Genomic DNA, 24,800 nt, shown 5'->3' with positions numbered 1-24,800 from the left:
CCATGCTGGCGCGTCTGTCGATCCGTGACATCGTCCTGATCGAACGGCTCGATATCGAATTCGCCACCGGACTTGCGGTTTTGACCGGCGAGACCGGTGCGGGCAAATCCATCCTGCTCGATGCCTTTGCACTGGCGCTCGGTGGCCGCGGCGACGCCGGCCTCGTGCGCCATGGCGCGGAGCAGGGGCAGGTCATTGCCGTCTTCGATATCGCGAAGAATCACCCTGCGACGAAAATTCTGGCCGAGAACGGGCTCGACGATACCGGCGAAATGATTCTCCGCCGCGTTCAACTCGCCGACGGCCGCACCCGCGCTTTCATCAACGACCAGGCGATCAGCGTGCAGACGCTGAAGGCGGTCGGTGCCGCGCTGGTCGAGATTCACGGCCAGCATGACGAGCGCGCGCTGGTCGATGCCGCCACCCATCGCCGCCTGCTCGATGCCTTTGCCGGCCTCGAAAAGGACGTCGCGGCCGTCGAGACCCTCTGGGACGCGCGCCGCACCGCCAACACCGAGCTGGAAGAGCATCGCGCCGGCATGGAGCGCGCCGCGCGCGAGGCCGACTATCTGCGTCATGCCTCCGACGAGCTGAAGCAGCTCGCGCCGAAGGACGGTGAGGAGACCTCGCTCGCCTCGCGCCGCACCACCATGATGCAGGGCGAGAAGATCGCCTCCGATTTGCGCGAGGCGCAGGAGGTCGTCGGCGGCCACAATTCGCCGGTTGCGGCGCTGTCGGCTGCGGTGCGCCGCTTGGAACGCCGCGGCGTCAATTCGCCGGCGCTGGTCGAGCCCGCGGTGAAGGCGATCGACATCGCGATCAATGCGCTGGAGGAGGCCGACCAGCATCTCCAGGCGGCCCTGGCCGCGACCGATTTCGACCCGGCCGAGCTCGAACGCATCGAGGAGCGGTTGTTCAGCTTACGCGCCGCCTCGCGCAAATATTCGACGCCAGTTGATGGCCTGGCCGCACTTGCCGCCAAATACGCCGCCGACGTCGTGCTGATCGATGCCGGCGCCTCGCGCTTGAAGAAACTGGAGCAGGCCGCGATCGAGGCCGATGCGCGCTATGCGGCGGCTGCGAAAAAGCTCTCGGCAGCGCGGCAAAAATCGGCCGAGAAGCTCAACAAGGCCGTCAATGCCGAGCTTGCTCCGCTCAAGCTCGAACGCGCGAAATTCATCACCCAGGTCACGACAGACGAGGCCGCGCCGGGGCCGCAAGGTTTCGACCGCGTCGAGTTCTGGGTGCAGACCAATCCGGGCACCAAGCCGGGACCCATGATGAAGGTCGCCTCGGGCGGCGAGCTTTCGCGCTTTCTCTTGGCGCTGAAGGTTGTGCTGTCCGACCGCGGCTCTGCGCCGACGCTCGTCTTCGACGAAATCGACACCGGCGTCGGCGGCGCGGTGGCGGATGCCATCGGCGGGCGCCTGGCGCGGTTGGCCGGTAAGGTCCAGGTGATGGCCGTGACCCACGCCCCGCAGGTTGCCGCGCGGGCCGACCAGCATCTGCTGATTTCCAAGGATGCGCTGGACAAGGGCAAGCGCGTCGCCACCCGCGTCAACGCACTTGCCGCCGACCACCGCCGCGAGGAAATCGCCCGCATGCTCGCCGGCGCCGAGATCACTGCGGAGGCGAGGGCCGCTGCGGAACGGCTGCTCAAGGCGGCGAGTTAGGCTTCGGGTCCCGGATGCGCGCAGCGCGAGCCGGGACCCAGACTGCCGGCCCCCATGGGCCCCGGCTCTGCAGCGCACCGCCAAGGAGGCGCTGCGCCGCGTCCGGGGCACGAGATTTCCACACGTCTTTACCGTCCTACCCGCTCCGTCGTATCCAAGCACCATGGCAAGAGCAGCAAAATCCAAAACGCTTCGTGACGTTGCCGATCTCACCAAGGCACAGGCCAAGGTCGAGCACATGCGGCTGTCGCTCGAGATCGAGGGACACAACGAACGCTACTATCAGGACGACGCGCCAACGGTGACCGACGCCGAATACGACGCCCTGCGTCAGCGCTTCGATGCCATCGAAAAACGCTTTCCGGAATTCGTCAGCGGCGATTCACCCTCGCAGAAAGTCGGTGCGGCGCCGTCGGGGCGCTTCAGGAAGGTGCGGCATTCCGTTCCGATGCTGTCGCTGGACAACGCCTTTGCCGAGGAGGACGTGCGCGACTTCGTCGGCCGCATCGTGCGTTTCCTGAAGCTCGACGACGACAAGGTCAATTTCTCCGCCGAGCCGAAGATCGACGGCCTGTCGATGTCGCTGCGCTACGAGGGCGGCGAGCTTGTCACCGCGGCGACGCGCGGCGACGGCGCGGAGGGCGAGGACGTCACCGCCAATATCCGCACGCTCGAAGACGTGCCGCAGAAGCTGAAGGGGCGCAACGTCCCCGATATCTGCGAGGTGCGCGGCGAGGTCTACATGACCAAGAAAGCCTTCCTCGCGCTGAACGAGCGGCAGAAGGCGGCCGGCGACACCATCTTCGCCAATCCGCGCAATTCGGCCGCGGGTTCGTTGCGGCAGAAGGATCCGACCATCACCGCCTCGCGTCCGCTCGGCTTCTTCGCCTATGCCTGGGGCGAGATGAGCGCGATGCCCGAGGATACGCAGAGCGATATGATCCACTGGTTCGAGCGCTGCGGCTTCAGGACCAATCCGCTGACCAAGCTGTGTCACTCAGTCGAGGAGCTGATCGCGTTCCATCAGAAGATTGAAGAAGAGCGCGCAAAGCTCGACTACGATATCGACGGCGTCGTCTACAAGGTCGACCGCATCGACTGGCAGGAGCGGCTCGGCTTCGTCTCGCGCACACCGCGCTGGGCTATCGCGCACAAATTCCCGGCCGAGCGCGCCATGACGGTGCTCCGCGACATCGAAATCCAGGTCGGCCGCACCGGCTCGTTCACGCCGGTCGGCAAGCTCGAGCCGATCGGGGTCGGCGGCGTGATCGTGCAGAACGTCACGCTGCACAACGAGGACTACATCAAGGGCATCGGCAACAAGGGCGAGGTGCTGCGCGAGGGCCGCGATATCCGGATCGGCGACACCGTCGTGATCCAGCGCGCGGGCGATGTGATCCCGCAGGTGGTCGACGTCGTTATCGACAAACGGCCGAAGGGCGCCAAGGAGTTTCATCTCCCGACGAAGTGTCCGTGCCCGCTGCATACCGACGTCGTGCGGGGCGAGACGGCTGCGGGCGAGGAGGAGTCGCGATCCCGTTGCACCGGCGAGTTTGCCTGCCCCTATCAAAAGATCGAGCACTTGAAACTGTTCGTGTCGCGGCGCGCCTTCGACATCGACGGTCTCGGCGAGAAGCAGCTGCAGTATTTCTTCGACGAAGGATGGGTGAAAGAGCCCTCCGACATCTTCACGCTGGAGAAGCGCAACGCAAAGCTCAAGCTCGAGGAGATCGAAGGCTACGGCGCGACCTCGGTGCGCAATCTGTTCGGCGCCATCGAGAGCCGGCGCAAAATCGCGCTGGAGCGGTTCGTCTATGCGCTCGGCATGCGCCATGTCGGCGAGACCACGGCGCTTGCGCTGGCGCGCGGCTACGGCTCCTGGGATGCTTTTCACGATGCCTGCCTCAAGGTCGCCAAGGGTGACGAGGAGGCGATGGCTGAGATGGATGCGCTCGACCAGATCGGCGACACCGTGATCAAGAGCATCGCCGATTATTTCGGCGAGAGCCACAATCGCGGCATCGTCGAGCGGTTGACCAAGGAGGTCGAGATTGTCGACGCCGAAAAGCCGAAGAGCAACTCGGCGGTTGCCGGCAAGACGGTGGTGTTCACGGGCTCGCTGGAGAAGATGACGCGCGACGAAGCCAAGGCGACCGCGGAGCGATTGGGCGCCAAAGTGTCGGGCTCGGTGTCGAAGAAGACTGATCTCGTGGTCGCCGGTCCCGGCGCGGGCTCGAAGCTCGCGGAGGCCAACAAGCACGGCGTCAAGGTGCTGACCGAGGACGAGTGGCTGACGCTGATCGGGGAGTGAGGTTTCCTCCTGTCATTGCGAGGAGCGAAGCGGCGAAGCAATGACGTGGAGAGGGCGCGCCGCACCTCACATCATCCCCGTCTCTTCCTCCTCCGCCTGTTCGATCAATGTCTCGCTCACCACCAGTTCTCGACGGGGGACGATGAAGAGCATTGTCGAGGCGCAAAGCAGCGAGACCGCAAGCACCGCCGAGGTCAACGGCAGCGTTGTGGCGGAGTGGCCGCCGAGATAGGCGCCGAATTGCGACATCAGCGCGCCGATCCCCTGCTGCAGAAAGCCCATCGCGCCTGATGCGGCGCCGGCGGCTTCGGGACGGATGCTGATCGCGCCGGCGGCGGAATTCGCCATCACGAAGGCATTGCCGACCATCACGATCATCTGCGTGCCGAACAGCCAGGCTGGCGCCTCGTTCCAGCCGGTAAAGCTCCAGAGCAGGTTCAACACGCTGCCGCAGAGTTGCAGGCCGAGTCCGAACCAGATCAGCTTTTCCAACGAGTGCCGCGGCGCGAAACGCACGCAGAGCAGGTTGCCGACCAGATAGGCAAAGCCCGTCGTCGCGAACCACGCGCCGTATTCGGCGCTGGTCCGGCCCATCTGCGTCACCACGATATAGGGGCCGCCGCCGGCGAACGTGAAGATGATCTGGGACGCCAGCACCTGGCACATCACATAGCCGATGAAAGCGCGGCTCTTGATCAGGGTGCCGACGTCGCTGCGAAAGCCGCCACTTCCGACCGCGCGGTCACGGCGCGTCTCGGGCAGGGCAATCGCAATGCCGACCGCAACTGCAATCGCGGCGATCGTGACGGCGTAGAAGATCGCGCGCCAGCCGAACGCGGTCTCGATCAGGCCGCCGGTGAGCGGCGACACCATCTGGCCGATCATCAGGGCGGCGACCACGAGGCTGATCATGGAGGCGACACGGTCGCGCTCGTAGATGTCGCGGATGATGGCGCGGCTGACCACCATGCCGGAGGCGCCGCCGAGCGCCTGGAAGAAGCGCGCTGCGATCAGCTGCGGCAGGGTTTCGGCGAAGATGCAGGCGACGCTCGCCGCCACCATCAGCGCGAGGCCGCCAAGCAGTACCGGGCGCCGGCCGAATTTGTCCGACAGCGGTCCCATGATCAGCTGCGACAGCGCGATGCCGACCATGTAGAGCGACACCGTCATCTGCGCGATCGAGATGTCGCGGCCGAACGTCGTCGCCAGCACGGGCAGCGCCGGAACCAGGATGTAGAGCGAGATCGGCGCGATCCCGGTCATCACGACCAGCAGCAGCAACACCACGCGCGAGGTCGCAATGTTTGCCGTCGCCGTCCCCGGCGGTCTGCTGATCATGCCGTGCATGCGCGTCCGTCTTTCGAATTCGAATCGGACTGTAGCGCGCTTGCACAAGACGGAAATCGGCGTTTCGGAATGCGGCTATACCGATTCTGGGACTGTTATAATAACAGTGTGCAGGAGGCCGTTGTTTTACGGGCAAACTACGTCAGGAGCGTGCAAAGCCCGTCATGGTTGCGGGCGAAAGCGGTCAAGCCTTGCGCGAACCGCGTAGCGCCATGCGCGCTACGTCAAATCCGCCGTCGCCTGCTCTAGCCACGCCTTCGTTGCCTCGTCCAGCGCTGGCCCAACCTCGGCGCGGACACGCGCGTGGTAGGCATTGAGCCAGGTGAGCTCTTCCTTGCTCAGCATTGCTGCGTCGATGAGCCGGCGATCGATCGGCGCCAGCGTCAGCGTCTCGAACTCATTCATCGATTTCTCGGCGCCCTTGATGTCGGCGGCGACCACCAGCTCGAGGTTCTCGATGCGGATGCCAAAACCGTCGGTCTTGTAATAGCCGGGCTCGTTGGAGAGGATCATGCCGCGCTTCAGCGGCGTGGTGCCGAGTTTCGAGATCCGCGCCGGGCCTTCGTGCACACTGAGATAGCTACCGACGCCATGGCCGGTGCCGTGCTCGAAATCGACACCAGCGGCCCAGAGATATTGCCGCGCCAGCGTGTCGAGCTGCGCGCCGGTGGTGCCGTCGGGGAAGATCGCGCGCGCGATCGCGATATGGCCGCGCAGCACGCGGGTGAAGCGGTCGCGCATCTCCTCGGTGGGCTCGCCCACCGCCATGGTGCGGGTGACGTCGGTGGTGCCGTCCTCATATTGCGCGCCGGAATCGATCAACAAGAGATCGCCGCGTGCAATCCGCCGGTTGCTCTTGCGGGTGACGCGGTAGTGCACGATGGCGCCGTTCGGGCCGGTGCCGGAGATGGTCGGAAACGACACGTCCTTCAACGCGCCGGTGTCGCGGCGGAACGTCTCCAGCGCTTCGACCGCGTCGATCTCGGTGAGCTTGCCGCTTCCTGCCTCGCGATCGATGAAGGCGAGGAAACGCGCCAGTGCGATCGCATCGCGCCGGTGCGCCGTCTGCGTCCCCTTGATCTCGGTCGCGTTCTTCACGGCCTTGAGCAGCGCAATCGGATCGCTGCCGCGCACCGGCTTGCCGCCGCCGCCCGTGATCAACCGGCTCAGCGCGTCGGCCGCCGTGGCGCTGTCGAGCGCGATTGCTGCGCCGCTTTTGGCGAGCGCCATCAGCGTCGGCGTCAGCGCATCGGGCTCGCGGACGTCGGCCGATTGCTCGAGATGGTCGCGCGTCAGGTTGGATAGCTTGCGGTGGTCGATGAACACAGTCGGCCGGCCGACCTTGGGCACAAGTGCGTAGGACAGCGGCAGCGGCGTATGTGCGACGTCGGCGCCGCGGATGTTGAAAGTCCAGGCGACCGCGTGGCTGTCCGACAGCACCAGCGCGTCGGCCCCTGATTTCTCGATCTCGCCCTTGATTTGGGCCACCTTCTCGGCCTCGGCGACACCGGCATATTGCAGGCCATGTATCGCGACCGGCGCGACCGGCGGCTGCGGCCGATCCTGCCAGACCGCGTCGATGGGATTGCTGTCGACCGCGACCAGTTCGGCACCGGCCTTGGCGCAGGCGGCCGAGAGGCGCTCAGCTGCCGCAAAAGTGTGCAGCCACGGATCAAATCCTAGGCGATCGCCAGACTTGAGATGCGCCGAGACCCAGCTCTCCGGCGGCGGATCGATCAGCGATTCCACCGTCCACGCCTTGGCGTCGACCTGCTTGGCCGCCTGGATCGTGTAGCGGCCGTCGACGAACAATGCAGCGTCCTGGGTCAGCACGACTGCGAGCCCGGCCGATCCGGTAAAGCCGGTCAGCCAGGCGAGCCGTTCTTCGCAGGGGGCTACATATTCATTCTGCTGCTGATCGGCACGCGGAATGACGAAGCCGGTGAGCTTGCGGCGGGCGAGTTCTTCACGGAGTGCGGCGAGCCGCGCCGTCAATGCGACGCCGGCCTCGGGCTCCTCGAATGTCTGGAAGTGTGCTTCGAACATGGCTCAGTTTAGGATCATGGAGACTGGTCCGCAATGTAGACGCATTTGCCGTCTCATCTGGCATGGACTGTGCTTGAAACAATTCCATTCGAATTGAGTGGAGTAAAGGATGCAGCAGTTGCGCTTCGTCCGAATAACAGGGAAATTCGAGCAAGTGGTTCATCTCAACGGCGAGGGGACACACGATGCCAGCGTTCACGTTTGAAAAGATTTCGCCGCCGGTGCGCGGCGCACCCGCAGCAACGACACCGGAGAAGCCGCGCGGCCTCATCAGCCAGATGATGGATCGCGTCGCCGAGCGTCGCGCGAGGCGGGCATTGCGAGACGAGGGGCCGACGCGCCGGGATGACAAGCCCGCGGAGTAACGCGGCATCGTTGATGCTGGATGGGCAAAGGCGCAACGCGCCGTGCCCGCCGGCCGCGTTCACGCCATCTTCCGCAGCAGCAGGCTGCTCCACCCTTCGATCCGCAGGTGCCGCAACGGCACGAGGCCGCGCGCGCGGTAGGCGGCGATCACGGCGGGAGCCTGATGGGTCAACAGGCCGGAGAGGATGACGCGGGCGCCAGGCGCAAGATGCCGGACCATCGGACCTGCCAATTGGCGTAACGGATTGGCAAGGATGTTGGCCAGCACCAGGTCGAACGGGCCGTTTTTGGCAAAGTCCGGCGCAGCGAAGCCGGTGGCCCGGATCACTCGCACATAATAACCGGCTTCGTTCAGTGTCGCGTTCTCGGCCGCGACCCGCACGGAAGGCGGGTCGATATCGGAGGCCAGCACCGCGCGATGCAGCGCTTTGGCCGCCGCGATCCCCAGCACGCCGGTTCCGGTGCCGAGGTCGAGCACGCGCTGCGGCCGCGCTTGTTTCAGGACATGGTCAAGCAGAAGTAAACAGCCACGCGTGGTGCCGTGGTGGCCGGTTCCGAAGGCGAGCGCCGCCTCGATCTCGATGGCGAGCTTGTTTTGCGCCACGCGGTCGCGATCGTGGCTGCCATGGACGACGAAGCGCCCGGCCGGGACCGGGACGAGATCCTCCAGGCTCGCCTTGACCCAGTCCTTGGCCTCGATCGTGTCGAAGGCAAGCGTGGCGGCGATGTTATTTCCTGCTGAAGTTGCAACGAGTTCGCGGAGCAATTCCTGATCCGGCGCCTCGGCAAAATGCAGCGTGACGTCCCATTGGCCGTCCGGCCGCTCGAAGGCGGCGACCGCAGCATCGCCCTCGAAAAAGACGTCCGTGAGGACGTCGACGACACGCCTGGCGGCAGCCTCGTTGCCGATCGAAAAACTGGCGCGATGGGTGGGTAAAGGCTGCATTCTAAGGTTCCGTCGCGTTCAATTTTTGGAACTTTTGTTCCCAATTTTCCGTATAACTTGCAATTCCCAAGTTAACCGGGCCGTAGGTTGCAGACCGTACTTTCCCGGATGTTGGATCCAGCCAACACACCCTTGAATGGAAATGGAGGCGAGTCTTGAAGCGCATGGTTTCGAAGTTCTGGTCCGATGAGTCTGGCGCAACCGCGATCGAGTACGGTCTCATCGCGGCCGGTATCGCGCTGGCGATCATCACCGTGGTGAACAACCTGGGCACCACGCTGAACGACAAGTTCGGTTCGATTAGCAGCTCCTTGAAGTAATTTCTGCCTCCCATTTCCCAGTGGGGGCCACTTTCTTCATAGACGGCTTATTTGACCAGCGCCCGCTGGGGGAATTGCCCTCTGGCGGGCGAAGTCGTTTGGGGGCAAGTGAAAGCTCATTGTTGGGCGCCCCCCCCCCCCCACAGTCTATCCACTCATGATGCGATGGCTATCCACCCGGTCATACCCGACTTATCCGGTCGGTTCTCCACAGCTTGACCCGGGCTTGTACCAAGCCGTCGCGCTGGGCATCCACGGCTTCTCCACAACTCTGCCAACAGACCTGTCCACAGCTCATCCACAGAGCTATCCACGGCTTGCGAACGGGGAGCGGTGGTCCCGCAAGATCGCCTGCGCTGCGTTATGGCCGGGGGCGCCGGTGACGCCGCCGCCGGGATGGGCGCCGGAGCCGCAATGGTAGAGGCCCTTCAGCGGCCCCCGATAATCGGCATGGCCCAGCATCGGCCGCGCCGAGAACAGCTGGTTCAAGGTCAGCGCGCCATGAAAAATGTCGCCGCCGAGCAGCCCGAATTGCCGCTCGAGATCGAGCGGGGAAAGGATCTGGCGCCCGACCACGCTCGCCGAAAAGCCGGGCGCGTAGCTGTCCACCGTTGCGATCATGAGATCGGCGACCTCGTCGCGATGGTCGTCCCAAGACTTGCCGTCAGGTAGCTCCGGCGCGACGTGCTGGCAGAACAGGCTCGCGACGTGTTGTCCCGCGGGCGCGAGCGTGTCGTCGAGCGTCGAGGGGATCAGCATCTCGACGATTGGCTGACGGCTCCAGCCCTGCGCCCGTGCATCGAGATACGCGCGGTCCATATAGCCGAGGCTCGGGGCCAGAATGATGCCGGAGGAGAGGTGATCGCCGTTGCCCGGCAACGCCGTGAAGGAGGGCAGGCGATCCAGCGCCACGTTCATGCGGAAGGTGCCGGAGCCGTTCTTCCAGTGACGGATGCGGGTGAGGAAATCCGTGGGCAGGGCATCGGCCGCAATCAACCGCGTATAGAGCAGCTTTGGATTGACGTTGGCCGCGACATATTTGGCGCGAATGGTCGCGCCGTTCTCCAGCACGACGCCGACGGCGCGATCGCGCTCGACGATCACTTCGCGCACGCCGGCATCAAGGTCGATCGTGACGCCGCGCCCGCGCGCAGCGCGCGCCATCGCCTGCGTGATCGCGCCCATGCCGCCGATGGCGTGGCCCCAGACGCCCTTCTTGCCGTTCACCTCGCCGAAGGCGTGATGCAGCATCACGTAGGCTGAGCCGGCGGCGTAAGGGCTCGCATAATTGCCGACGATGGCATCGAAGCCGAACAGCGCCTTGACCAGATCGTGCTCGAATCGCTCGTCCAACATCTCGCCGGCCGAGCGGGTGAAGAGATCGAGCAGGTTGCGGCTCTGCTCCAGCGTCAGGCCGCGCAGGATGTTGGCCGTCGTCAACGCGTTCGCTGCCTCGCGGATGGCGCCGATGCCAAAACTGCCGAGCAGGTTCGGCGGCGCACGCAGCACGAACTGCCGCAACACGTCGGCGATGTCCTCGAGCTCGCGCGAAAACCCGTCGAGCGCATCGGCGTCGCGAGCGCTCAGCCGCGCGACGGAGGCCTTGGTCCGGCCCTCGCCGGTGAGGAGATAGTCGCCTTCGGGTGCGGGCAGAAAGTTCTGCGCGCGCCGCTCGACCACGCGCAGGCCCTGCTCGGCGAGGCCCAGATCACGGACGACCTGCGGGTTGAGCAGGCTCACCGTGTAGGCCGCGACCGAGTTGCGGAAGCCCGGATGAAACTCCTCCGTGACCGCCGCCCCGCCGACCACCTTGCGGCGCTCGACCACATGCACGCGCAAGCCTGCCATCGCGAGATAAGCCGCGCAGGTGAGGCCGTTATGGCCAGCGCCGATGATGACGACGTCGGTTTCGGTCATGAAAGCTCGAGCTGTTCCATTGGGGATGGTCCGTCGGACCTGATCCGAAGTAACACCTGTATATCAAGCATTCCTCCCTGCAACATCACGAGAGCATTTATTGCCCGTTCAGCCGCGGTGTGCTCCATTGCGCGCGCCCGGCGCCCGCCGGAGATAAGCCGGAGCTCCCATGGATTCGATCGTGCAACCCGCCGCCACGGAGCTGCCATCCTCGTCGCGCAACCGGCTGCTGCTGACGGTCTACACCGCCGCGATCTTCGTCAGTGCGCTTCTGCTGTTCTCGGTGCAGCCGCTGTTCACGAAAATGGTGCTGCCGCGGCTCGGCGGCTCGCCGGCGGTGTGGTCGGTGGCGATGGTGTTCTTCCAGTCGCTGCTGCTGGCGGGCTATGCCTACGCGCATCTCCTGATGCAGATCAAGAACCGCGTGGTCCCGGTCGTGGTGCATCTGGTGCTGCTGATCACGGCTTTCGTGACACTGCCGCTCGGCATTGCCAGCGCCTATGGCGAGCCGCCCAGCACAGGCTATGCGTTCTGGTTGCTCGGCCTGTTCGTGATGTCGATCGGCCTGCCGTTCTTCGCGCTCGCCGCCAACAATCCGCTGCTGCAGGCCTGGTTCGTCCGCACCGGCCATCCTGATGGCCGCGATCCTTATTTCCTGTATGCCTCCTCCAACATCGGCAGCTTCCTCGCGCTGTTGTCCTATCCGTTCCTGCTGGAGCCGATCTTCACGCTGCACACGCAGAACCGGCTCTGGACCGGCGGCTATGGCCTTTTGATCCTGCTGATAGCCGCCTGCGGCGTGTTGTTGCTGCGCTCGCCGAAGCTGGCAGTGACTGATGTCCAGGCGGAGGAGGTGAATGCGCCGCCGCCAAGCATCGTGACACGGGTGCGCTGGATCTTCCTCGCCGCAGTGCCGTCAGGACTGCTCATCGCGGTGACTGCCCATATCTCGACCGACGTCGCGGCGGCGCCGCTGCTGTGGGTGCTGCCGCTGTCGCTGTACCTCCTGACCTGGGTCGTGGTGTTCCAGTCGCGGCCGCTGTTGCCGCACAAATGGATGCTGATGCTCCAGCCGGTCGCGATCGCGGGCGTCATCTTTCTGCTCGCCTTCGGCGGCGAGCAGAATTTGCTGCTGACGCTCGGCGGCCATCAATTGTGCTTCTTCGTCATCGCCATGGCCTGCCACGGCGAATTGGCGCGGACGCGCCCCGCAGCGAAATATCTCACGGGATTCTATGTCGCGCTGTCGTTCGGCGGCATGGTCGGCGGCCTCTTCGCGGGCCTGGTTGCGCCCTTCACCTTCTCCTGGATCGCCGAATATCCAATCCTGATCGCGCTCGCGGCGCTATGCCGGCCCTCGGTGAACGAGCGTTTTGCGGGCATCGCGAGATGGTATTGGTTGGTGCTGGCCGCGCTCGCGGTGGCGCTTGTTGTGCCGTCCTACACGACCGGCGAACTCTCGACCTGGTTCGAGGATCACCGCGTCTGGATCGCCGCGACCATCGGCGTGCTGGCGGCGCTGCTGGCGCTCGTGGTCAACGCTGATCGCTGGAAGATATTTGCCACTGTGGCGCTGGCGCTGGCCTTGACGCGGATTTATCCGGCCGACGAGGGCCGTGTCACCACCGTCCGCAGCTTCTTCGGGGTGCACAAGATCGTGGTGACGCCTGGCGGCTATTTCCACGTGCTGATGCACGGCACCACGATTCACGGCGCCGAGCGTTTCCTCAACAATGACGGCACGCCAGTCACCGGCCGGCCCGAGCCGATCACCTATTATCACAAGGACGGCGGCATTGGTCAGGCCATCAGTGCGATCCGCGAGCGCAAGGGCGCGCCGTTGAAGGTCGCGGCGATCGGCGTTGGCTCCGGCACGCTGGCCTGCGCCGCCGAGCCCGGCGAGCACTGGAAATTCTTCGAGATCGACCAGTCGATGGTGGATGCCGCGCGTGACCCGAAAAACTTCCGCTACATCTCGAGCTGCCTGCCGGACCTGAAGCCGGTGATCGGGGATGCGCGGCTCACCTTCGCCAGGGAGCCCGACGGCGTCTACGACCTCATCATCGTCGACGCTTATTCGTCGGATGCGATCCCGATTCATCTCGCGACCGAAGAGGCGATGAAGATCTACAAGGACAAGCTCGCCCCGCACGGCGCCGTGGTGATGCACGTCTCCAACCGGCATCTCGACCTCGAGCCCGTCGTGGTCGGCATTGCCGATGCCAACGATCTGAAGAGCTGGGTCTACGACGAGGATTCCGGCCGTGACGCCGATTACATCTTCTCGACCGACGTCGTCATCTCCGCGCGCGAGGCTGATGACGTCGGCAAGCTCGCTTCCTCCAAGCAATGGGAGGAGACCGACGCGGACGAGAAGGTGCGGGTCTGGACCGACGACTATTCCAACATCCTGGGCGCGCTGTACCGGCGTTTGCGGTACGGGGAGCAGTAACGCGAGCCTTACGGCTCGACCGGCGTCCGCGGCGGCAGCGCAATTCCCTTGTCATCGGCAATCTGCCGCAACAGGTCCGGCCGGTCCGAGATGATGCCGTCGACGCCGATCTCGATCATCCGCGCCATGTCGTCGGGCTTGTTGACGGTCCAGACCACCACGCGCAATCCCTGCGTATGGGCTTCAGCGACAAGCGCCGCGGTCACGTCGCCGAAATAGGGCGACCACACCGCGCCGCCCGCGGCCTTGATCGTGCGTGGCAGCGAGCCGGCGTGATCGGCCGGGCTGTAACCGGCCGTCCAACTGGTGGCCTTGTCGAGGGCGATGGTCGGTGCCGAGCCGCGCTGCAGCGTCAGATAAGCGGTCGGAATTGTCGGGGCCTGCTGCTGGACCAGCAGCAGGGTCCGCCAGTCGAACGACTGGATCATGACGCGGTCGGAAAATTTCTCGTCCGCGATCACCCCGAGCAGCTTTGCGACGAAGGCCTGCGGCTCCAGCGATTCATCCGGATGGTCCGGATCGATCTTGGTCTCGATGTTGAAGCGCACGCGTTCGTTGCCGGATTTGCGCACCAGCGCGAACAGCTCCTTCAACGTGGGAATGCGGGTCCCCGGCACGGCGCGCTGATCGGGAAATTGCTTCGCATAGGCGCTGTCGGGCCGGATTTGTCCGACCTCGTAGGTCCTGACATCGACGAACCGCAGCTTCACGAAAGGCGTGCCGGGCGCAGCAATATAGGCGCCGTTCGCGCCCCTCGCGAGATCGGGATTGAGCCCGCGCTCATGCGACACGACCACCTCGCCGTCGGCGGTCACGCCGACATCGAGTTCCAGCGTGTCCACGCCCATCGAGAGGGCATTGGCAAAGGCCGGCAGGGTATTTTCCGGCATCAGCGCCCGCCCGCCGCGATGCGCCTCGAGATCGAAGGCCATGACTTTTCCCGGAATGAGAACGGACAGCACAGTCAAAAATATCGCAGTACGTGACGTCATCACAGTTCCGGGGGCAAGGGAAACGGCAGTGTTTGAACGCGGCAGGGTGCGTCCGGTCTGCTTTATAGCCTTTTGCGCCTGTTGAAACCTGGGGCTGCCGCTTGGGTTGCGCTCGTCCGCCGGGTATGTACTCATAGACGCCGTCTTGGAATCCCGAACTTGCAACAGAAACGCGATCACCGCATCATCCGCAGCCGGCATTTTCATAAGATGCAGCGGCGGCATTTCATCATTTTCGACGTTTTGCCCTTCGTCGGTGTGCTGATTGCGCTGGGCCTGCTGTTCTACCGTCCGATCGGGGTGACCGAGCTCAGCCTGTTCTTCGGCTTCTGGCTGATTACCGGCCTTGGGCTGACCGTCGGCTATCACCGCCTCTTCACCCATCGCGCCTTTGCCACCTCGACCGCGATGAGCGCGATCCTGATCGTGATGGGATCGATGGCCGGGCGCGGTCCGATGCTGTCCTGGGCGGCCATGCACCGCCGACACCACGAATTATCCGACCACGATGGCGATCTGCATTCGCCGCACCTGCACGGGGACGGCATGCTGGGGCGCCTGCGCGGCTTCCTGCATGCGCATCTGACCTGGATGATCGCGCACGACTATCCCAACGTCGCCCATTACGTGCGGGATCTGATGGCCGACCGCAGGCTGGTCGCCATCAACAGCTATTACTACAGCTGGGTTGTGCTCGGCCTGGCGCTGCCGGCCGCGATCGGCGGCCTCGCCACCATGAGCCTGTGGGGCGCGCTGACGGGCCTGCTGTGGGGCGGCGTGGTGCGCATGTTCGTGGTCGAGCAGACCATGTCCGCCATCAACTCCATCATGCACACATTTGGCGCGCAGCCCTTCGTTACCCGTGACGACAACAGCCGCAATCTCGGCGTGATGGCGTGGCTCGCCTGGGGCGAGGGCTGGCACAACAACCACCACGCCTTCCCGTATTCGGCGGCCTTCGGCCTGCGCTGGTACGAGTTCGATCCCGGCTTCATCTTCATCCGTGCGCTGGAGGCGCTCGGGCTCGCCTGGGACGTCAAGGTGCCGAGCAAGGAGAAGATCGCGCGGCGCATGCTGCGGCAGCCGGGTGATGCAGCGCCCGATCTGGAAACGAACTAGTGAACGGCGTCCGGCGATGACGGCGCAGCGCTGAACCGATGCTGTTCAACGACTACCCCTTCCTCCTTGTGTTCCTGCCGGCGGCATTGCTGATCTACCGCCTGGTCGATCCCTACCCGCATTTGCGCATTGGCGTGCAGGTGGCGCTGTCGCTGGCGTTCTACGCCTGGGGCAGTCCGTCCTTCATCCTGCTCCTGATCGCCTCAATCCTCATCAACTGGCTCGCCTCGATCGCCTATGGGCGCGTGAAGTGGAAGGCGGTGCTGACGCTGGTGATCGTGCTCGATATCGGCGTGCTGGCGTTGTTCAAATACGCCAACTTCATTCTGGTCAATCTCGGACATGTGCTGGGTGCAACGCTGCCGACGCTCGACATCGGGCTGCCGCTCGGCATCTCCTTCTTCACCTTCCACCACATCATGTATCTGGTCGATCTGAAGCGCGGCAAGGCGCCGCTCTACGCGCTCGATCGCTATGCGCTCTACATCGCCTTCTTCCCGCAGGCGATCGCAGGTCCGCTGGCGCGCTGGTCGGAGGTGATGCACCAGTTCGGAAGGCAGGTCTATGTTCCGGGCTGGCAGCGACAGTTCTGCATCGCGATCTGCTTCATCGCGCTCGGCCTGTTCCAGAAGGTCGTGATCGCCGACAGCATCGCGCACCTGCTCGATCCCATTTACAGGCAGGCGGCGGCCGGAGCACTTGCAAGCGGCGACGCCTGGCTCGCCTTCTGTTTTTCGTTCCAGATCCTGTTCGACTTCTCCGGCTATTCCGACATCGCGATCGGCCTCGGGCTGCTGTTTGGCGTGCAGCTGCCCTACAATTTCAATGCGCCACTGCGCTCGACCAATATCCAGGATTTCTGGCAGCGCTGGCACATCACGCTGATGTTTTTCCTGCGCGACTATGTCTTCTATCCGCTGGTCAATCAGCGCGTCCTGCCGCGGCGCTTTCTGCCGGTGCAGTTCTTCGGCGCGATGCTTATCACCATGGCACTGTGCGGCTTGTGGCATGGCGCGAGCTGGGCTTTTGTCCTTTGGGGCGTGCTGCACGGTGTTGCTCAGGTGGTTTGTTCGTTGTGGCGGCGCTATGGCCCACGCATCCCGTCATGGCTCGGCTGGGCTCTGACCGTGCTGTTCGTGCTGGCGACCGGGGTGATCTTTCGCGCCGGCTCGGTCGAGGCCGCCTGGCATGTCTTTACCGGGCTCGTCCAGCCGCTGCCGCTCGCGCGCGGGAAGCACCTCTGGCCGCTGATTGTGGCGCCGATGTTCGCCTTCCTGTTGCCCGCGAGCCAGGACATCGTCGCGTTCTTCACGCGCCGCCCGAGTCCCTGGCTTGCGGGTGTGCTCGGGATCTGCCTTTTCGCTTTGCTGCTCCACATGGGTGGTCGGGATCTCCATGAATTCGTCTACTTCAAGTTCTGAGACCGATCCCCGCTGGGGGAGGAGCATCACCGCCTGCATGGGCGCGCTGATCGGCGCGGCCGTGCTCGTGCTGGTGTTGATGGTGGTCGTCGATCCCTATGACAGCGGCAAGCTCGGCCTGCTCGGCATCGACGGCGTCGACAATCGTCTCACCCAGATCACGGCCGCGAGCCGGGCCAGAGACCCGAATTTCAATGCCGCCATCCTCGGCAACTCGACGGCGCAGATGATCGAGCCGGCGGAATTGTCCCGCGCGACGGGCCTGCGCTTCGTGCAGCTTTACACCACCGGCTCGGCTCCGCGCGAGCAGCTTGCGGTGCTCGACTTCTTCCTGCGCAATCACGGCCGAGTCGGCGCACTGGTGATCGCAGCCGATCCCGGCTGGTGCGTGCATGCGCAGCCGAAGGAGGAGGGCGCTCCGTTCCCTTATTGGCTCTACGACAGCAGTGTCGTCACCTATGCGGTGCGGCTGATCTCCTGGCAGGCGATCGAGCAGGCGTTTCAGCGGCTCAGCATCGGGCTCGGCTGGCGGCAGCGGATGAATCCGGACGGCTTCGTCAGCTATGAGGACATCTGGCCGCCCGGCCAATTCAGGGAGGTTGGCTGGCCCCGGGATCCTGCGCCGGCTCCATCCGCCGCGACGCGGGCGACATTTCCCGAGATCGCTGCGCTGGTAGAGATCGTCCGGAAGCTGCCGGCCGACGTGCCCATCGTCATCATCGTGCCGCCGACTCTCGCGCCCACCGTGCCGAAATCGGGCACGGATATGGCGCTGGCGCGCGTTGCTTGCGATGCCGCGCTGAAATCCGTCATCGCGGGCCGCCCACGCAGCAATTTCATCAATTATCGTGTCGACAACGAGCTGACGCGCGATCGCGGCAACTTTGCGGATTTCATCCACTATCGCCCGAAACTCGCGCGCCGGATCGAGCAAGGCATCATCGACAGCCTGCGCGATGGCGAGAGCGCGAAGATCGATTTCTGAACCGGGTCAGCCGACCTCGTCGAAGCCGCCGTCGAGCCAGAGCCTGCGCGCAAGCTTGCGCTGGATCTTGCCGCTGGTGGTTTTTGGCAGCGCGCCGGGACGGATCAATGCGATGTGTCGCGCGGAGAGCTCGTGGCCGTCGGCGATGGCCTCGCGGATCTGGCCCTTGATCTCGGCGGTGTCGATCGTGTGGCGGGCGGTGCGCTCGACCTCCTGGACGATGACCAGACTTTCCTCGCCATTTTCGTCCGGCACGGAAAAGGCCGCACCGCAGTTCTCGCGCAAGGCGCTGTCCTGCGATTGCACCGTGTGCTCGATGTCCTGCGGATAGTGGTTGATGCCGCGGATGATGATGAGGTCCTTGATCCGGCCGGTGACGAACAATTCGCCCGTCTGATCGAGAAAGCCGAGGTCGCCGGTGCGCAGCCATCGGCCATCCTCGCCCGTGATCTCCGCATTGAGTTCTTCGCGCGTCGCCGCATCGTTGCGCCAGTAGGCGAGGGCCACATTGGCGCCGCTGACCCAGATTTCGCCGACGCGGTCGGCCGAGAGCCGCACGTGGCGCTCGGGGTCGACAATGGCAATCTGCTCGCCGGTCAGCGCGTGGCCGCAACCGACAACGAGCTGGGCGTCGTCGGGATCGGCCGGCGCGTCGGCGGCATGGGCCTGAAGCGCGGCGCGGCTGACGCTGCGGGTGACGTGGCCGCCGCCGCGCGTGCCGCCGGAAATCAGGAGCGTGGCTTCCGCCATGCCATAGGCGGGATACATCGCGCGAGAATCGAAGCCGTACGGCGCAAATGTTTCGATGAAGCGCGCGATGGTATCGGCGCGCACCGGTTCTGCGCCGTTGAGCGCGATCCTGAGCGAGGACAGGTCCACGCCGTCCATCTGATCGGCGCGATAGCGGCTGACGCAGAGGTCGAAGCCGAAATTGGGCCCGCAGGCGACCTCCGCACGATAATGCGAGATCGCGCGCAGCCAGCCTAGCGGCCGCTGCATGAACGCGTTCGGCGCCATCAACACGCACGTCGACCCGACATAGAGTGCCTGCAGCGCGTTCAGGATCAGTCCCATGTCATGATAGAGCGGCACCCAATTGACATAGGTCGATTGCCTGGTGTTGCCGAGCGCGATCCGGATCATCTCGAGATTGGCGAGCAGATTGGCGTGGCTGACCATCACGCCCTTCGGTTCAGAGGTCGAACCGGAGGTGTATTGCAGGAACGCGACGTCGTCGGGCGCAGGCGCCTGCAAGTCGACCGTCGCACCACTCGCTTCAGTGAGGTCGACCTCGATCCACCGGATATTCTCCTGCGCGAAACGCGCCTGCAGGTCACCGCGCATTGCGAATGCAGTGGTCGTCAGCGCGAGCGCCGGCGTGCAATTGGCGAGGATCGCGGCGCTGGAATCGCGGGCGCTGTTTCGCCGGGGCATCATCATCGGTACGGCGATCACGCCGGCCATCAGGCAGCCGAAGAACGCCACCATGAACTCGATGCCCGGCGGAAACACCAGGATCGCGCGATCGCCGGGCTGCGCGGACGCGGTCAGGCGCGCGGCGAGGGCGCGCGCGGCATCGTGCAATTGACGGAAGGTGAGGGCTGCTTCCTCCACCCCGCGATCGGAGACGAAGACATAGGCGCGATCGTCGGCCTGCTCCGCCGCGCGCCGGGCCAGTAGCGCGACAAGCGAGTGGAGGTTGTCCATCTGGATTGTGCCGGCTTCGGCCGCCCTCAGGCGGCGGAGCGGAGCGCGCGCTTGTCGGCGAGAAATCGCGACAGCGCCTCAACAGTAGGGTGGTCGTAGAAGTCGTCCGTCGACAGTTCGAGGTCGAGCTTCTCCTCGAGTTCCATCATCAGATAGACGAGCATCGCCGAATCGAGGCCGAGACGGCTGAATTTTGTGCCGGTGTCGACGCGATCCTTTGAGATTCTCAGGATATTGGCCAGCGCCGTAACGCAAAAATCCGAAATCTGCTCGTGTGTCATGTTATTTCCCAGAAACAATCGGAACGACAATACGGCCGACCTCAAGGTTGTCAATTTGGCCCAGACGCCGCGGCGTTGAAGGTTGGGGACTGTTGCTTTCCTGCGTCGCCGGATGCTCATTTCGTGCACAGGCTGGCGCGATTTCCCGTGGTCGACAGGGGCCGCGGCCGCCTTATCCTGCGAAAATTGCAATTTGACGCGCATGGACCGGATTTTCGCATGAGCCGCGCCCGCTTGTACGCCGCCCTTTTGCCCGCGGCCCTGACCGTATCGAAGCCAGCCACCGCCGGGCGCGGCAATGATTTTGATTCGCCGCTGGCGCAGATTAATAGGGCGACGCAAGGAGGGCGCTGGGCCGCCATCCTGCTGATGATCGGCAATCCCGCAGATGACCGCTTTGCCTACAACGTGACGCAGGAGGACGCACCATGTTCGGTGCCGGTGATGGTGGTCGGCGCCAAGGCCCGCGGTACGTTCGAGCGAGCGCTCGCGTCGGGCGTCTCGGTAACATTCGATGTTTCGACGCTGTGCGGAAGATCGTCGAACGCGGCGAGGCCGCGTTCAGATAGAGCATGATCCGGAAAAGTGTAGAGCGGTTTTCCGAAGAGATCGTGCTCAAATAATAAGGTCAGTTCTGGTAGTAGCCGCGCGGCTGATAATACTGCCGGGGTTGCTGCTGCTGATAGTAGTAGCCTTGCTGGCTATACGCCGGGTCGTAGCTGTAGCCCGGCTGCGGTTGCGGCAGTTGCTGGTAGATCTGCGCGCCATTGGGGCGGTCGATCGGGCGCGGCGCCGGATAGCGCGCGCCGGAGTCGCTGCCGTCGGCGGGATAAATGTAGTTGTCATCCTGCGGCACGTAGCGGCGGGCCGGCTGCATCGGCGGCGCCAGATTCACGGGATCGCCTGAGGTGGCATACTGCTCGTCAGCCGGCTGCTGGGCGCGGGCCACCGCATTGTTGGTCCGGCCGCGCGGGTTGCGGGCCAGCGCCACCTGCGCCGAGCCGGTCAGCGTCACCGTGGTGTTGAGCACGCCCTGCTCCTGCACCAGCGCGTAGAGCGTCGAAGCGTTCTGGCGCGACAGCCGCACGCAGCCATGTGAGGCGGGCGTGCCCAATCGTCCGATCGAGTCGGTGCCGTGGATGGCGTGTCCGACTTTCGTGAAGAAGATCGAGTGCGGCATCGGCGCGTCGTCGAATTCCTTGGAGTAGTGATCCTCTTCCATGCGGAAGGCGCGGAACGAACCGCCCGGCGTCTCGCGCGAGGGGATGCCGGTCGACACCGGCCAGTGGTAGCGCGTGACGCCGTCGACCACGACGGTCATCTGCTGATTGTCCTTGTCGACGGTAATGTCGACCTTGGCCTGCGCGGTGCCCGCGTTCAAAAGCATCAGGGAAGTAAACGCAATGAAAAACGAACGCATTTGAATTCTGGCCTCCGGCCTGTTCAAGCTAGGCGCCGCGGCTCTCCGTCCCCCGGCGTGCACTATGCCTGCAATCCGGCTGTCGTTCCACCGGCCTGGCCACCCATCGTTAACGTCATGCCGGGCGTAAGCAAGGCCGCTTTGTGCCGCGCCGGCTCTGGCGATGCTGACATTTTCGCGAGCGGGAGCGGCTGTCACAATGCCGACAATTCGTCACAAAGGCGCAACCATTTGGACGCTTGGGGCGTTGAATACGGCCTGTCAATTGGCGGCTGTCGCCGCCGTCCACTCCCGGGGACTCAAGATGAACAAAGCTCGTATCGCCGCCGCGCATTTGCCGGCGGGTCTACCCGTTCGCCTGCTCTTCGCGGGCACCGCCGTCGTTCTTGCCCTGACTTGCCTGCCGCAAGCCAGCCGCGCCCAGGGCATCGTGCGTGGCGCCCAAGAAGGTTCTTACGAGGGTAACCGTATTGCCGGTCCCGTGGGCGGCGCTGTCGGTGGTGTCGTTGGCGCCGGTGTCGGTGGCGCGGTTGGCGCCGTCGACGGTATCTTGGGGATCCCCTATCACGGCCACCGCCATTGCCGTGGGTACTACGACGGTTATCACCACTTCCGCTGCTACAGGTAACAGGCGGTCATCCCGGGCGGGCGGAGCGCGCCTGGAATGACGATCAGTTCTTCAGCCGATACCCGGTCCGGAAAATCCACCAGATCACGGCGAGGCAGATCACCAGGAACGTCAGCGTCATGCCGATGCTGACGACGACGCTGACGTCGGCGATCTCGTAGAAGCTCCAGCGGAAGCCGGAGATCAGGTAGACGACCGGATTGAGCAGCGCCACCGTGCGCCAGGTCGGCGGCAGCATGTCGATGGAATAGAAGCTGCCGCCGAGGAAGGTCAGCGGCGTCACCACCAGCATCGGGATCATCTGGAGCTTTTCGAACCCGTCGGCCCAGATGCCGATGACGAAGCCGAACAGGCTGAACGTCACCGCCGTCAGCACCAGGAAGGTCAGCATCCAGACCGGATGATGGATGTGCAGCGGCACGAACAGGCCGGCTGTTGCCAGAATGATCAGGCCCAAAATGATCGACTTGGTCGCTGCAGCACCGACATAGCCCAGCACGATCTCGAAATAGGAGATCGGTGCAGAGAGAATCTCATAGATCGTGCCCGTGAATTTCGGGAAGTAGATGCCGAACGAAGCATTGGCGATGCTCTGCGTCAGCACGGAGAGCATGATCAAGCCCGGTACGATGAATGTGCCGTAGCTGACGCCCTCGACCTGGCTGATGCGCGAGCCGATCGCGGCGCCGAACACCACGAAATAGAGCGAGGTGGAAACGACAGGCGAGACGATGCTTTGCAGCACCGTGCGCCAGGTGCGCGCCATTTCGAACAGATAGATGGCGCGGATGGCGCGATGGTTCATGACGTCCTCACGAGGTCGACGAAGATGTCCTCGAGCGACGATTGGGTCGTGTCGAGATCGTTGAAGCGGATGCCGGCGGTACGGAGGTCACTGAGCAGGCTGGTGATGCCGGTGCGTTCGCCCTTGGTGTCGTAGTCGTAGATCATCGTCGCGCCGTTGTCGCAGAGGTCGAGCGCGTAATGGGCGAGACTCTCCGGCAGCGTCGTGACCTTGCCCTGCAAATGCAGCGTCAGCCGCTTCTTGCCGAGCTTCTGCATCAAAGTCGCCTTGTCCTCGACCAGAACGATCTCGCCCTTGTTGATTACGCCGATGCGATCGGCCATCTCCTCGGCTTCCTCGATGTAGTGCGTGGTGAGGATGATGGTGACGCCGGATTGCTGAAGCGTCCGCACAACTTCCCACATGCCCTTGCGCAGTTCGACGTCGACGCCCGCGGTCGGCTCGTCGAGGAACAGGATCTGCGGCTCGTGCGAGAGCGCTTTCGCAATCATCACGCGGCGCTTCATGCCGCCGGAGAGCGTGATGATCTTGTTGTCCTTCTTGTCCCATAGCGACAGGTCCTTCAGGACCTTCTCGATATGAGCGGGATTCTTCTGCTTGCCGAACAGGCCGCGAGAGAAGCTCACCGTCGCCCATACGCTCTCGAAGGCGTCGGTGTGCAGCTCCTGCGGCACCAGGCCGATCAGCGAGCGGGCCTTGCGGTAGGAGGTCTGGATGTCCTCGCCGCCGACGAGGACGCGGCCTTCGCTGGGGTTGGCGATGCCGCAGATGATGGAGATCAGCGTGGTCTTGCCGGCGCCGTTGGGGCCGAGCAGCGCAAAGATCTCGCCGCGTTTGATGTCGAGATTGACGTTCTTGAGCGCCTTGAAGCCGGACCCATAGGTCTTCGACAGATTGGCGACGGAAATGATGGAGGACATGAGGGCCGGTCGGGGGTGGGGAGGGATGCGCCGGAACCCGCACCCTGGAGGGCGGAAGACCGGCGGAGCCCTGAAATAGGAATGGCCTTGCGCGGTCGCAATTGCCCGGAGAAAAATGGTCTCAAAACAGGCCGTTAAGTGGCAGGTTTCAGGCAAGTGTTGCGCGATGGTCACGGATTGCGGCTAAGATCGCCGTTCACGCGGCTCTTTGTTGCGTCTGCGAGCAGGCCGTGGCTACGATTCCGGCCAATCGCGAAGCGTATGTCCCCAGGGAAAAGATCGATGAGACCGAACGGCCGTCACACCGCCGGCGCCAGCCAGTTGTCCACTCTCCGCATGTGGGCGATCTGCCTGCTTCTGCTGTCAGCTGTTGCCATGAACCCGACCGCCGCCAAGGCCGCGCCGAGCCAGGCCGCGGTCCAGACCACGCATGTCTACCTGCTCCGTGGCGTGCTCAACATCTTCTCGCTCGGTCTCGACACGATCGGCGCCCGCCTCCAGGCCCAGGGCATCCCGGTGACCGTCGCGAACTTCGTCTCCTGGTCGTCGCTCGCCGATGAAGCCGCCACGGCCTACAGGGCCGGCCGCATCAAGACCATCGTGCTGGTCGGACATTCCTCGGGCGCGACCGCGCTGCCCGACATGATCGCCAAGCTCAACCAGCTCGGCGTGCCCGTGAAGCTCGCGATCGGGCTCGACTCCGTGTTCAAGACCAAGCTGTCGACCGGCGCCGAGCGCTACATCAACATCTATATCGGCGACGGTCCGGGTGAGCCGGTGCGTGCCGCGAACGGCCTGCGCGGCAAGCTCGACAATGTCGACGTGCGCGGCAGCGGCGTCGGCCACATCACCATCGACAAGAACGAGGCGATCCAGCGCCGCGTGATCGCCGAGATCGACGCCGCGATCGCCCGCTCGCGCGGTCCGGCTGGACCGGTCGCCGAACCCCGCGCGCCGCGGGCTGCGCACTCGGCGGCTGCAACGGCTCCGGCGAGGAACTGACTTTCGCTGCAAGGAGGATTTCGCCGACGTGAAAGCGCGCGAGGGCCATAACTGCACGATGCTGTTCGCCGAGCGCCAAGGCGGTGCAGGAGGGCGTCAAGAAAGTAGCCACTGAGGCCAAGCTGACCGGAAGCCTTGAGAT

General features: G+C 64.4%; 21 protein-coding genes. 11 read left to right on the top strand and 10 right to left on the bottom strand.

Translation table 11 applies throughout. The features are described 5' to 3' along the window. Positions 1-2 precede the first annotated feature (2 nt). Positions 3-1,673, top strand: a complete 1,671-nt coding sequence (gene recN, locus K3F49_RS06150; RefSeq protein WP_234679989.1) for a DNA repair protein RecN — start codon at positions 3-5, stop codon at positions 1,671-1,673. A gap of 163 nt (positions 1,674-1,836) precedes the next feature. Next, positions 1,837-3,984, top strand: a complete 2,148-nt coding sequence (gene ligA / locus K3F49_RS06145; RefSeq protein WP_234679988.1) for an NAD-dependent DNA ligase LigA — start codon at positions 1,837-1,839, stop codon at positions 3,982-3,984. Positions 3,985-4,050: 66 nt separating this feature from the next. On the opposite strand, the gene K3F49_RS06140 is transcribed toward ligA, so the two are convergent. Together K3F49_RS06140 and K3F49_RS06135 are read right to left on the bottom strand one after the other, a co-directional pair. Beyond that, the gene (locus K3F49_RS06140) at positions 4,051-5,331 is read right to left on the bottom strand and encodes a multidrug effflux MFS transporter (RefSeq protein ID WP_234679987.1); all 1,281 of its coding nucleotides are present in this window, start codon (positions 5,329-5,331) and stop codon (positions 4,051-4,053) included. A gap of 219 nt (positions 5,332-5,550) precedes the next feature. Continuing rightward, on the bottom strand, positions 5,551-7,377 hold the full coding sequence (locus K3F49_RS06135) for an aminopeptidase P family protein (RefSeq protein ID WP_234679986.1): 1,827 nt from the start codon (positions 7,375-7,377) through the stop codon (positions 5,551-5,553). Between the two features lie 185 nt (positions 7,378-7,562). On the opposite strand from K3F49_RS06135, the gene K3F49_RS06130 reads away from it, so the two are divergent. Then, entirely contained in the window at positions 7,563-7,742 is a 180-nt protein-coding gene (locus K3F49_RS06130; protein ID WP_234679985.1) for a hypothetical protein, read from the top strand. Positions 7,743-7,801: 59 nt separating this feature from the next. Here K3F49_RS06130 and K3F49_RS06125 read toward each other — a convergent pair whose 3' ends face one another. Further along, positions 7,802-8,689, bottom strand: a complete 888-nt coding sequence (locus tag K3F49_RS06125) for a 50S ribosomal protein L11 methyltransferase (protein WP_234679984.1) — start codon at positions 8,687-8,689, stop codon at positions 7,802-7,804. Between the two features lie 164 nt (positions 8,690-8,853). On the opposite strand from K3F49_RS06125, the gene K3F49_RS06120 reads away from it, so the two are divergent. After that, complete coding sequence (locus K3F49_RS06120) at positions 8,854-9,009, top strand: Flp family type IVb pilin (protein ID WP_452100727.1); 156 nt, start codon at positions 8,854-8,856, stop codon at positions 9,007-9,009. A 306-nt stretch (positions 9,010-9,315) separates the two neighbouring features. Here K3F49_RS06120 and K3F49_RS06115 read toward each other — a convergent pair whose 3' ends face one another. Further along, a complete protein-coding gene (locus K3F49_RS06115; protein WP_234679982.1) occupies positions 9,316-10,926 on the bottom strand; it encodes a phytoene desaturase family protein in 1,611 nt (536 codons plus the stop codon). 169 nt (positions 10,927-11,095) lie between these two features. Between K3F49_RS06115 and K3F49_RS06110 the strand changes: the two genes are divergently transcribed. Beyond that, positions 11,096-13,378: a spermidine synthase gene (locus K3F49_RS06110; RefSeq protein ID WP_234679981.1), complete on the top strand. Its 2,283-nt coding sequence runs from the start codon at positions 11,096-11,098 to the stop codon at positions 13,376-13,378. A gap of 8 nt (positions 13,379-13,386) precedes the next feature. Here the strand turns inward: K3F49_RS06110 and K3F49_RS06105 are convergent, their stop codons facing one another. Further along, positions 13,387-14,370 carry a glycerophosphodiester phosphodiesterase gene (locus K3F49_RS06105; protein ID WP_234679980.1) on the bottom strand — a complete coding sequence of 328 codons (984 nt, stop codon included), beginning with the start codon at positions 14,368-14,370 and terminating at the stop codon, positions 13,387-13,389. 159 nt (positions 14,371-14,529) lie between these two features. On the opposite strand from K3F49_RS06105, the gene K3F49_RS06100 reads away from it, so the two are divergent. The 3 genes from K3F49_RS06100 to K3F49_RS06090 are packed head-to-tail and all read left to right on the top strand — an operon-like array spanning position 14,530 to position 17,895. Next, a complete protein-coding gene (locus K3F49_RS06100; protein WP_234679979.1) occupies positions 14,530-15,489 on the top strand; it encodes an acyl-CoA desaturase in 960 nt (319 codons plus the stop codon). Positions 15,490-15,527: 38 nt separating this feature from the next. Then, on the top strand, positions 15,528-16,910 hold the full coding sequence (locus K3F49_RS06095; protein ID WP_234679978.1) for an MBOAT family O-acyltransferase: 1,383 nt from the start codon (positions 15,528-15,530) through the stop codon (positions 16,908-16,910). 37 nt (positions 16,911-16,947) lie between these two features. Next, positions 16,948-17,895, top strand: coding sequence for a hypothetical protein (locus K3F49_RS06090; RefSeq protein WP_234679977.1), 948 nt, complete (start codon positions 16,948-16,950; stop codon positions 17,893-17,895). A 6-nt stretch (positions 17,896-17,901) separates the two neighbouring features. On the opposite strand, the gene K3F49_RS06085 is transcribed toward K3F49_RS06090, so the two are convergent. Both K3F49_RS06085 and K3F49_RS06080 read right to left on the bottom strand, forming a co-directional pair. Continuing rightward, positions 17,902-19,602, bottom strand: coding sequence for a fatty acyl-AMP ligase (locus K3F49_RS06085; RefSeq protein ID WP_234679976.1), 1,701 nt, complete (start codon positions 19,600-19,602; stop codon positions 17,902-17,904). A gap of 26 nt (positions 19,603-19,628) precedes the next feature. After that, on the bottom strand, positions 19,629-20,087 hold the full coding sequence (locus K3F49_RS06080; protein WP_234679975.1) for an acyl carrier protein: 459 nt from the start codon (positions 20,085-20,087) through the stop codon (positions 19,629-19,631). 15 nt (positions 20,088-20,102) lie between these two features. Here K3F49_RS06080 and K3F49_RS06075 point away from each other — a divergent pair, with 15 nt between their 5' ends. Then, the gene (locus K3F49_RS06075; protein ID WP_234679974.1) at positions 20,103-20,459 is read left to right on the top strand and encodes a hypothetical protein; all 357 of its coding nucleotides are present in this window, start codon (positions 20,103-20,105) and stop codon (positions 20,457-20,459) included. A 52-nt stretch (positions 20,460-20,511) separates the two neighbouring features. On the opposite strand, the gene K3F49_RS06070 is transcribed toward K3F49_RS06075, so the two are convergent. Beyond that, the gene (locus K3F49_RS06070) at positions 20,512-21,303 is read right to left on the bottom strand and encodes a L,D-transpeptidase (RefSeq protein ID WP_234679973.1); all 792 of its coding nucleotides are present in this window, start codon (positions 21,301-21,303) and stop codon (positions 20,512-20,514) included. A 304-nt stretch (positions 21,304-21,607) separates the two neighbouring features. On the opposite strand from K3F49_RS06070, the gene K3F49_RS06065 reads away from it, so the two are divergent. Continuing rightward, complete coding sequence (locus tag K3F49_RS06065) at positions 21,608-21,931, top strand: hypothetical protein (protein ID WP_234679972.1); 324 nt, start codon at positions 21,608-21,610, stop codon at positions 21,929-21,931. A gap of 43 nt (positions 21,932-21,974) precedes the next feature. On the opposite strand, the gene K3F49_RS06060 is transcribed toward K3F49_RS06065, so the two are convergent. After that, positions 21,975-22,736 (bottom strand): ABC transporter permease, encoded by a 762-nt coding sequence (locus tag K3F49_RS06060; protein WP_234679971.1) that lies wholly within the window; start codon positions 22,734-22,736, stop codon positions 21,975-21,977. After that, on the bottom strand, positions 22,733-23,656 hold the full coding sequence (locus K3F49_RS06055; protein WP_234679970.1) for an ABC transporter ATP-binding protein: 924 nt from the start codon (positions 23,654-23,656) through the stop codon (positions 22,733-22,735). Before K3F49_RS06055 ends, K3F49_RS06060 begins: the two co-directional genes overlap by 4 nt. A gap of 282 nt (positions 23,657-23,938) precedes the next feature. Here K3F49_RS06055 and K3F49_RS06050 point away from each other — a divergent pair, with 282 nt between their 5' ends. Beyond that, positions 23,939-24,658 (top strand): hypothetical protein, encoded by a 720-nt coding sequence (locus K3F49_RS06050; RefSeq protein WP_234679969.1) that lies wholly within the window; start codon positions 23,939-23,941, stop codon positions 24,656-24,658. Positions 24,659-24,800 lie beyond the last annotated feature (142 nt).

This window comes from Bradyrhizobium monzae (assembly GCF_021458635.1).
In the GTDB taxonomy this organism is placed as follows: Bacteria; Pseudomonadota; Alphaproteobacteria; order Rhizobiales; family Xanthobacteraceae; genus Bradyrhizobium.
Note: the sequence above shows the minus strand (reverse complement) of the source record. Positions and strands in the feature narration are given on the sequence as shown.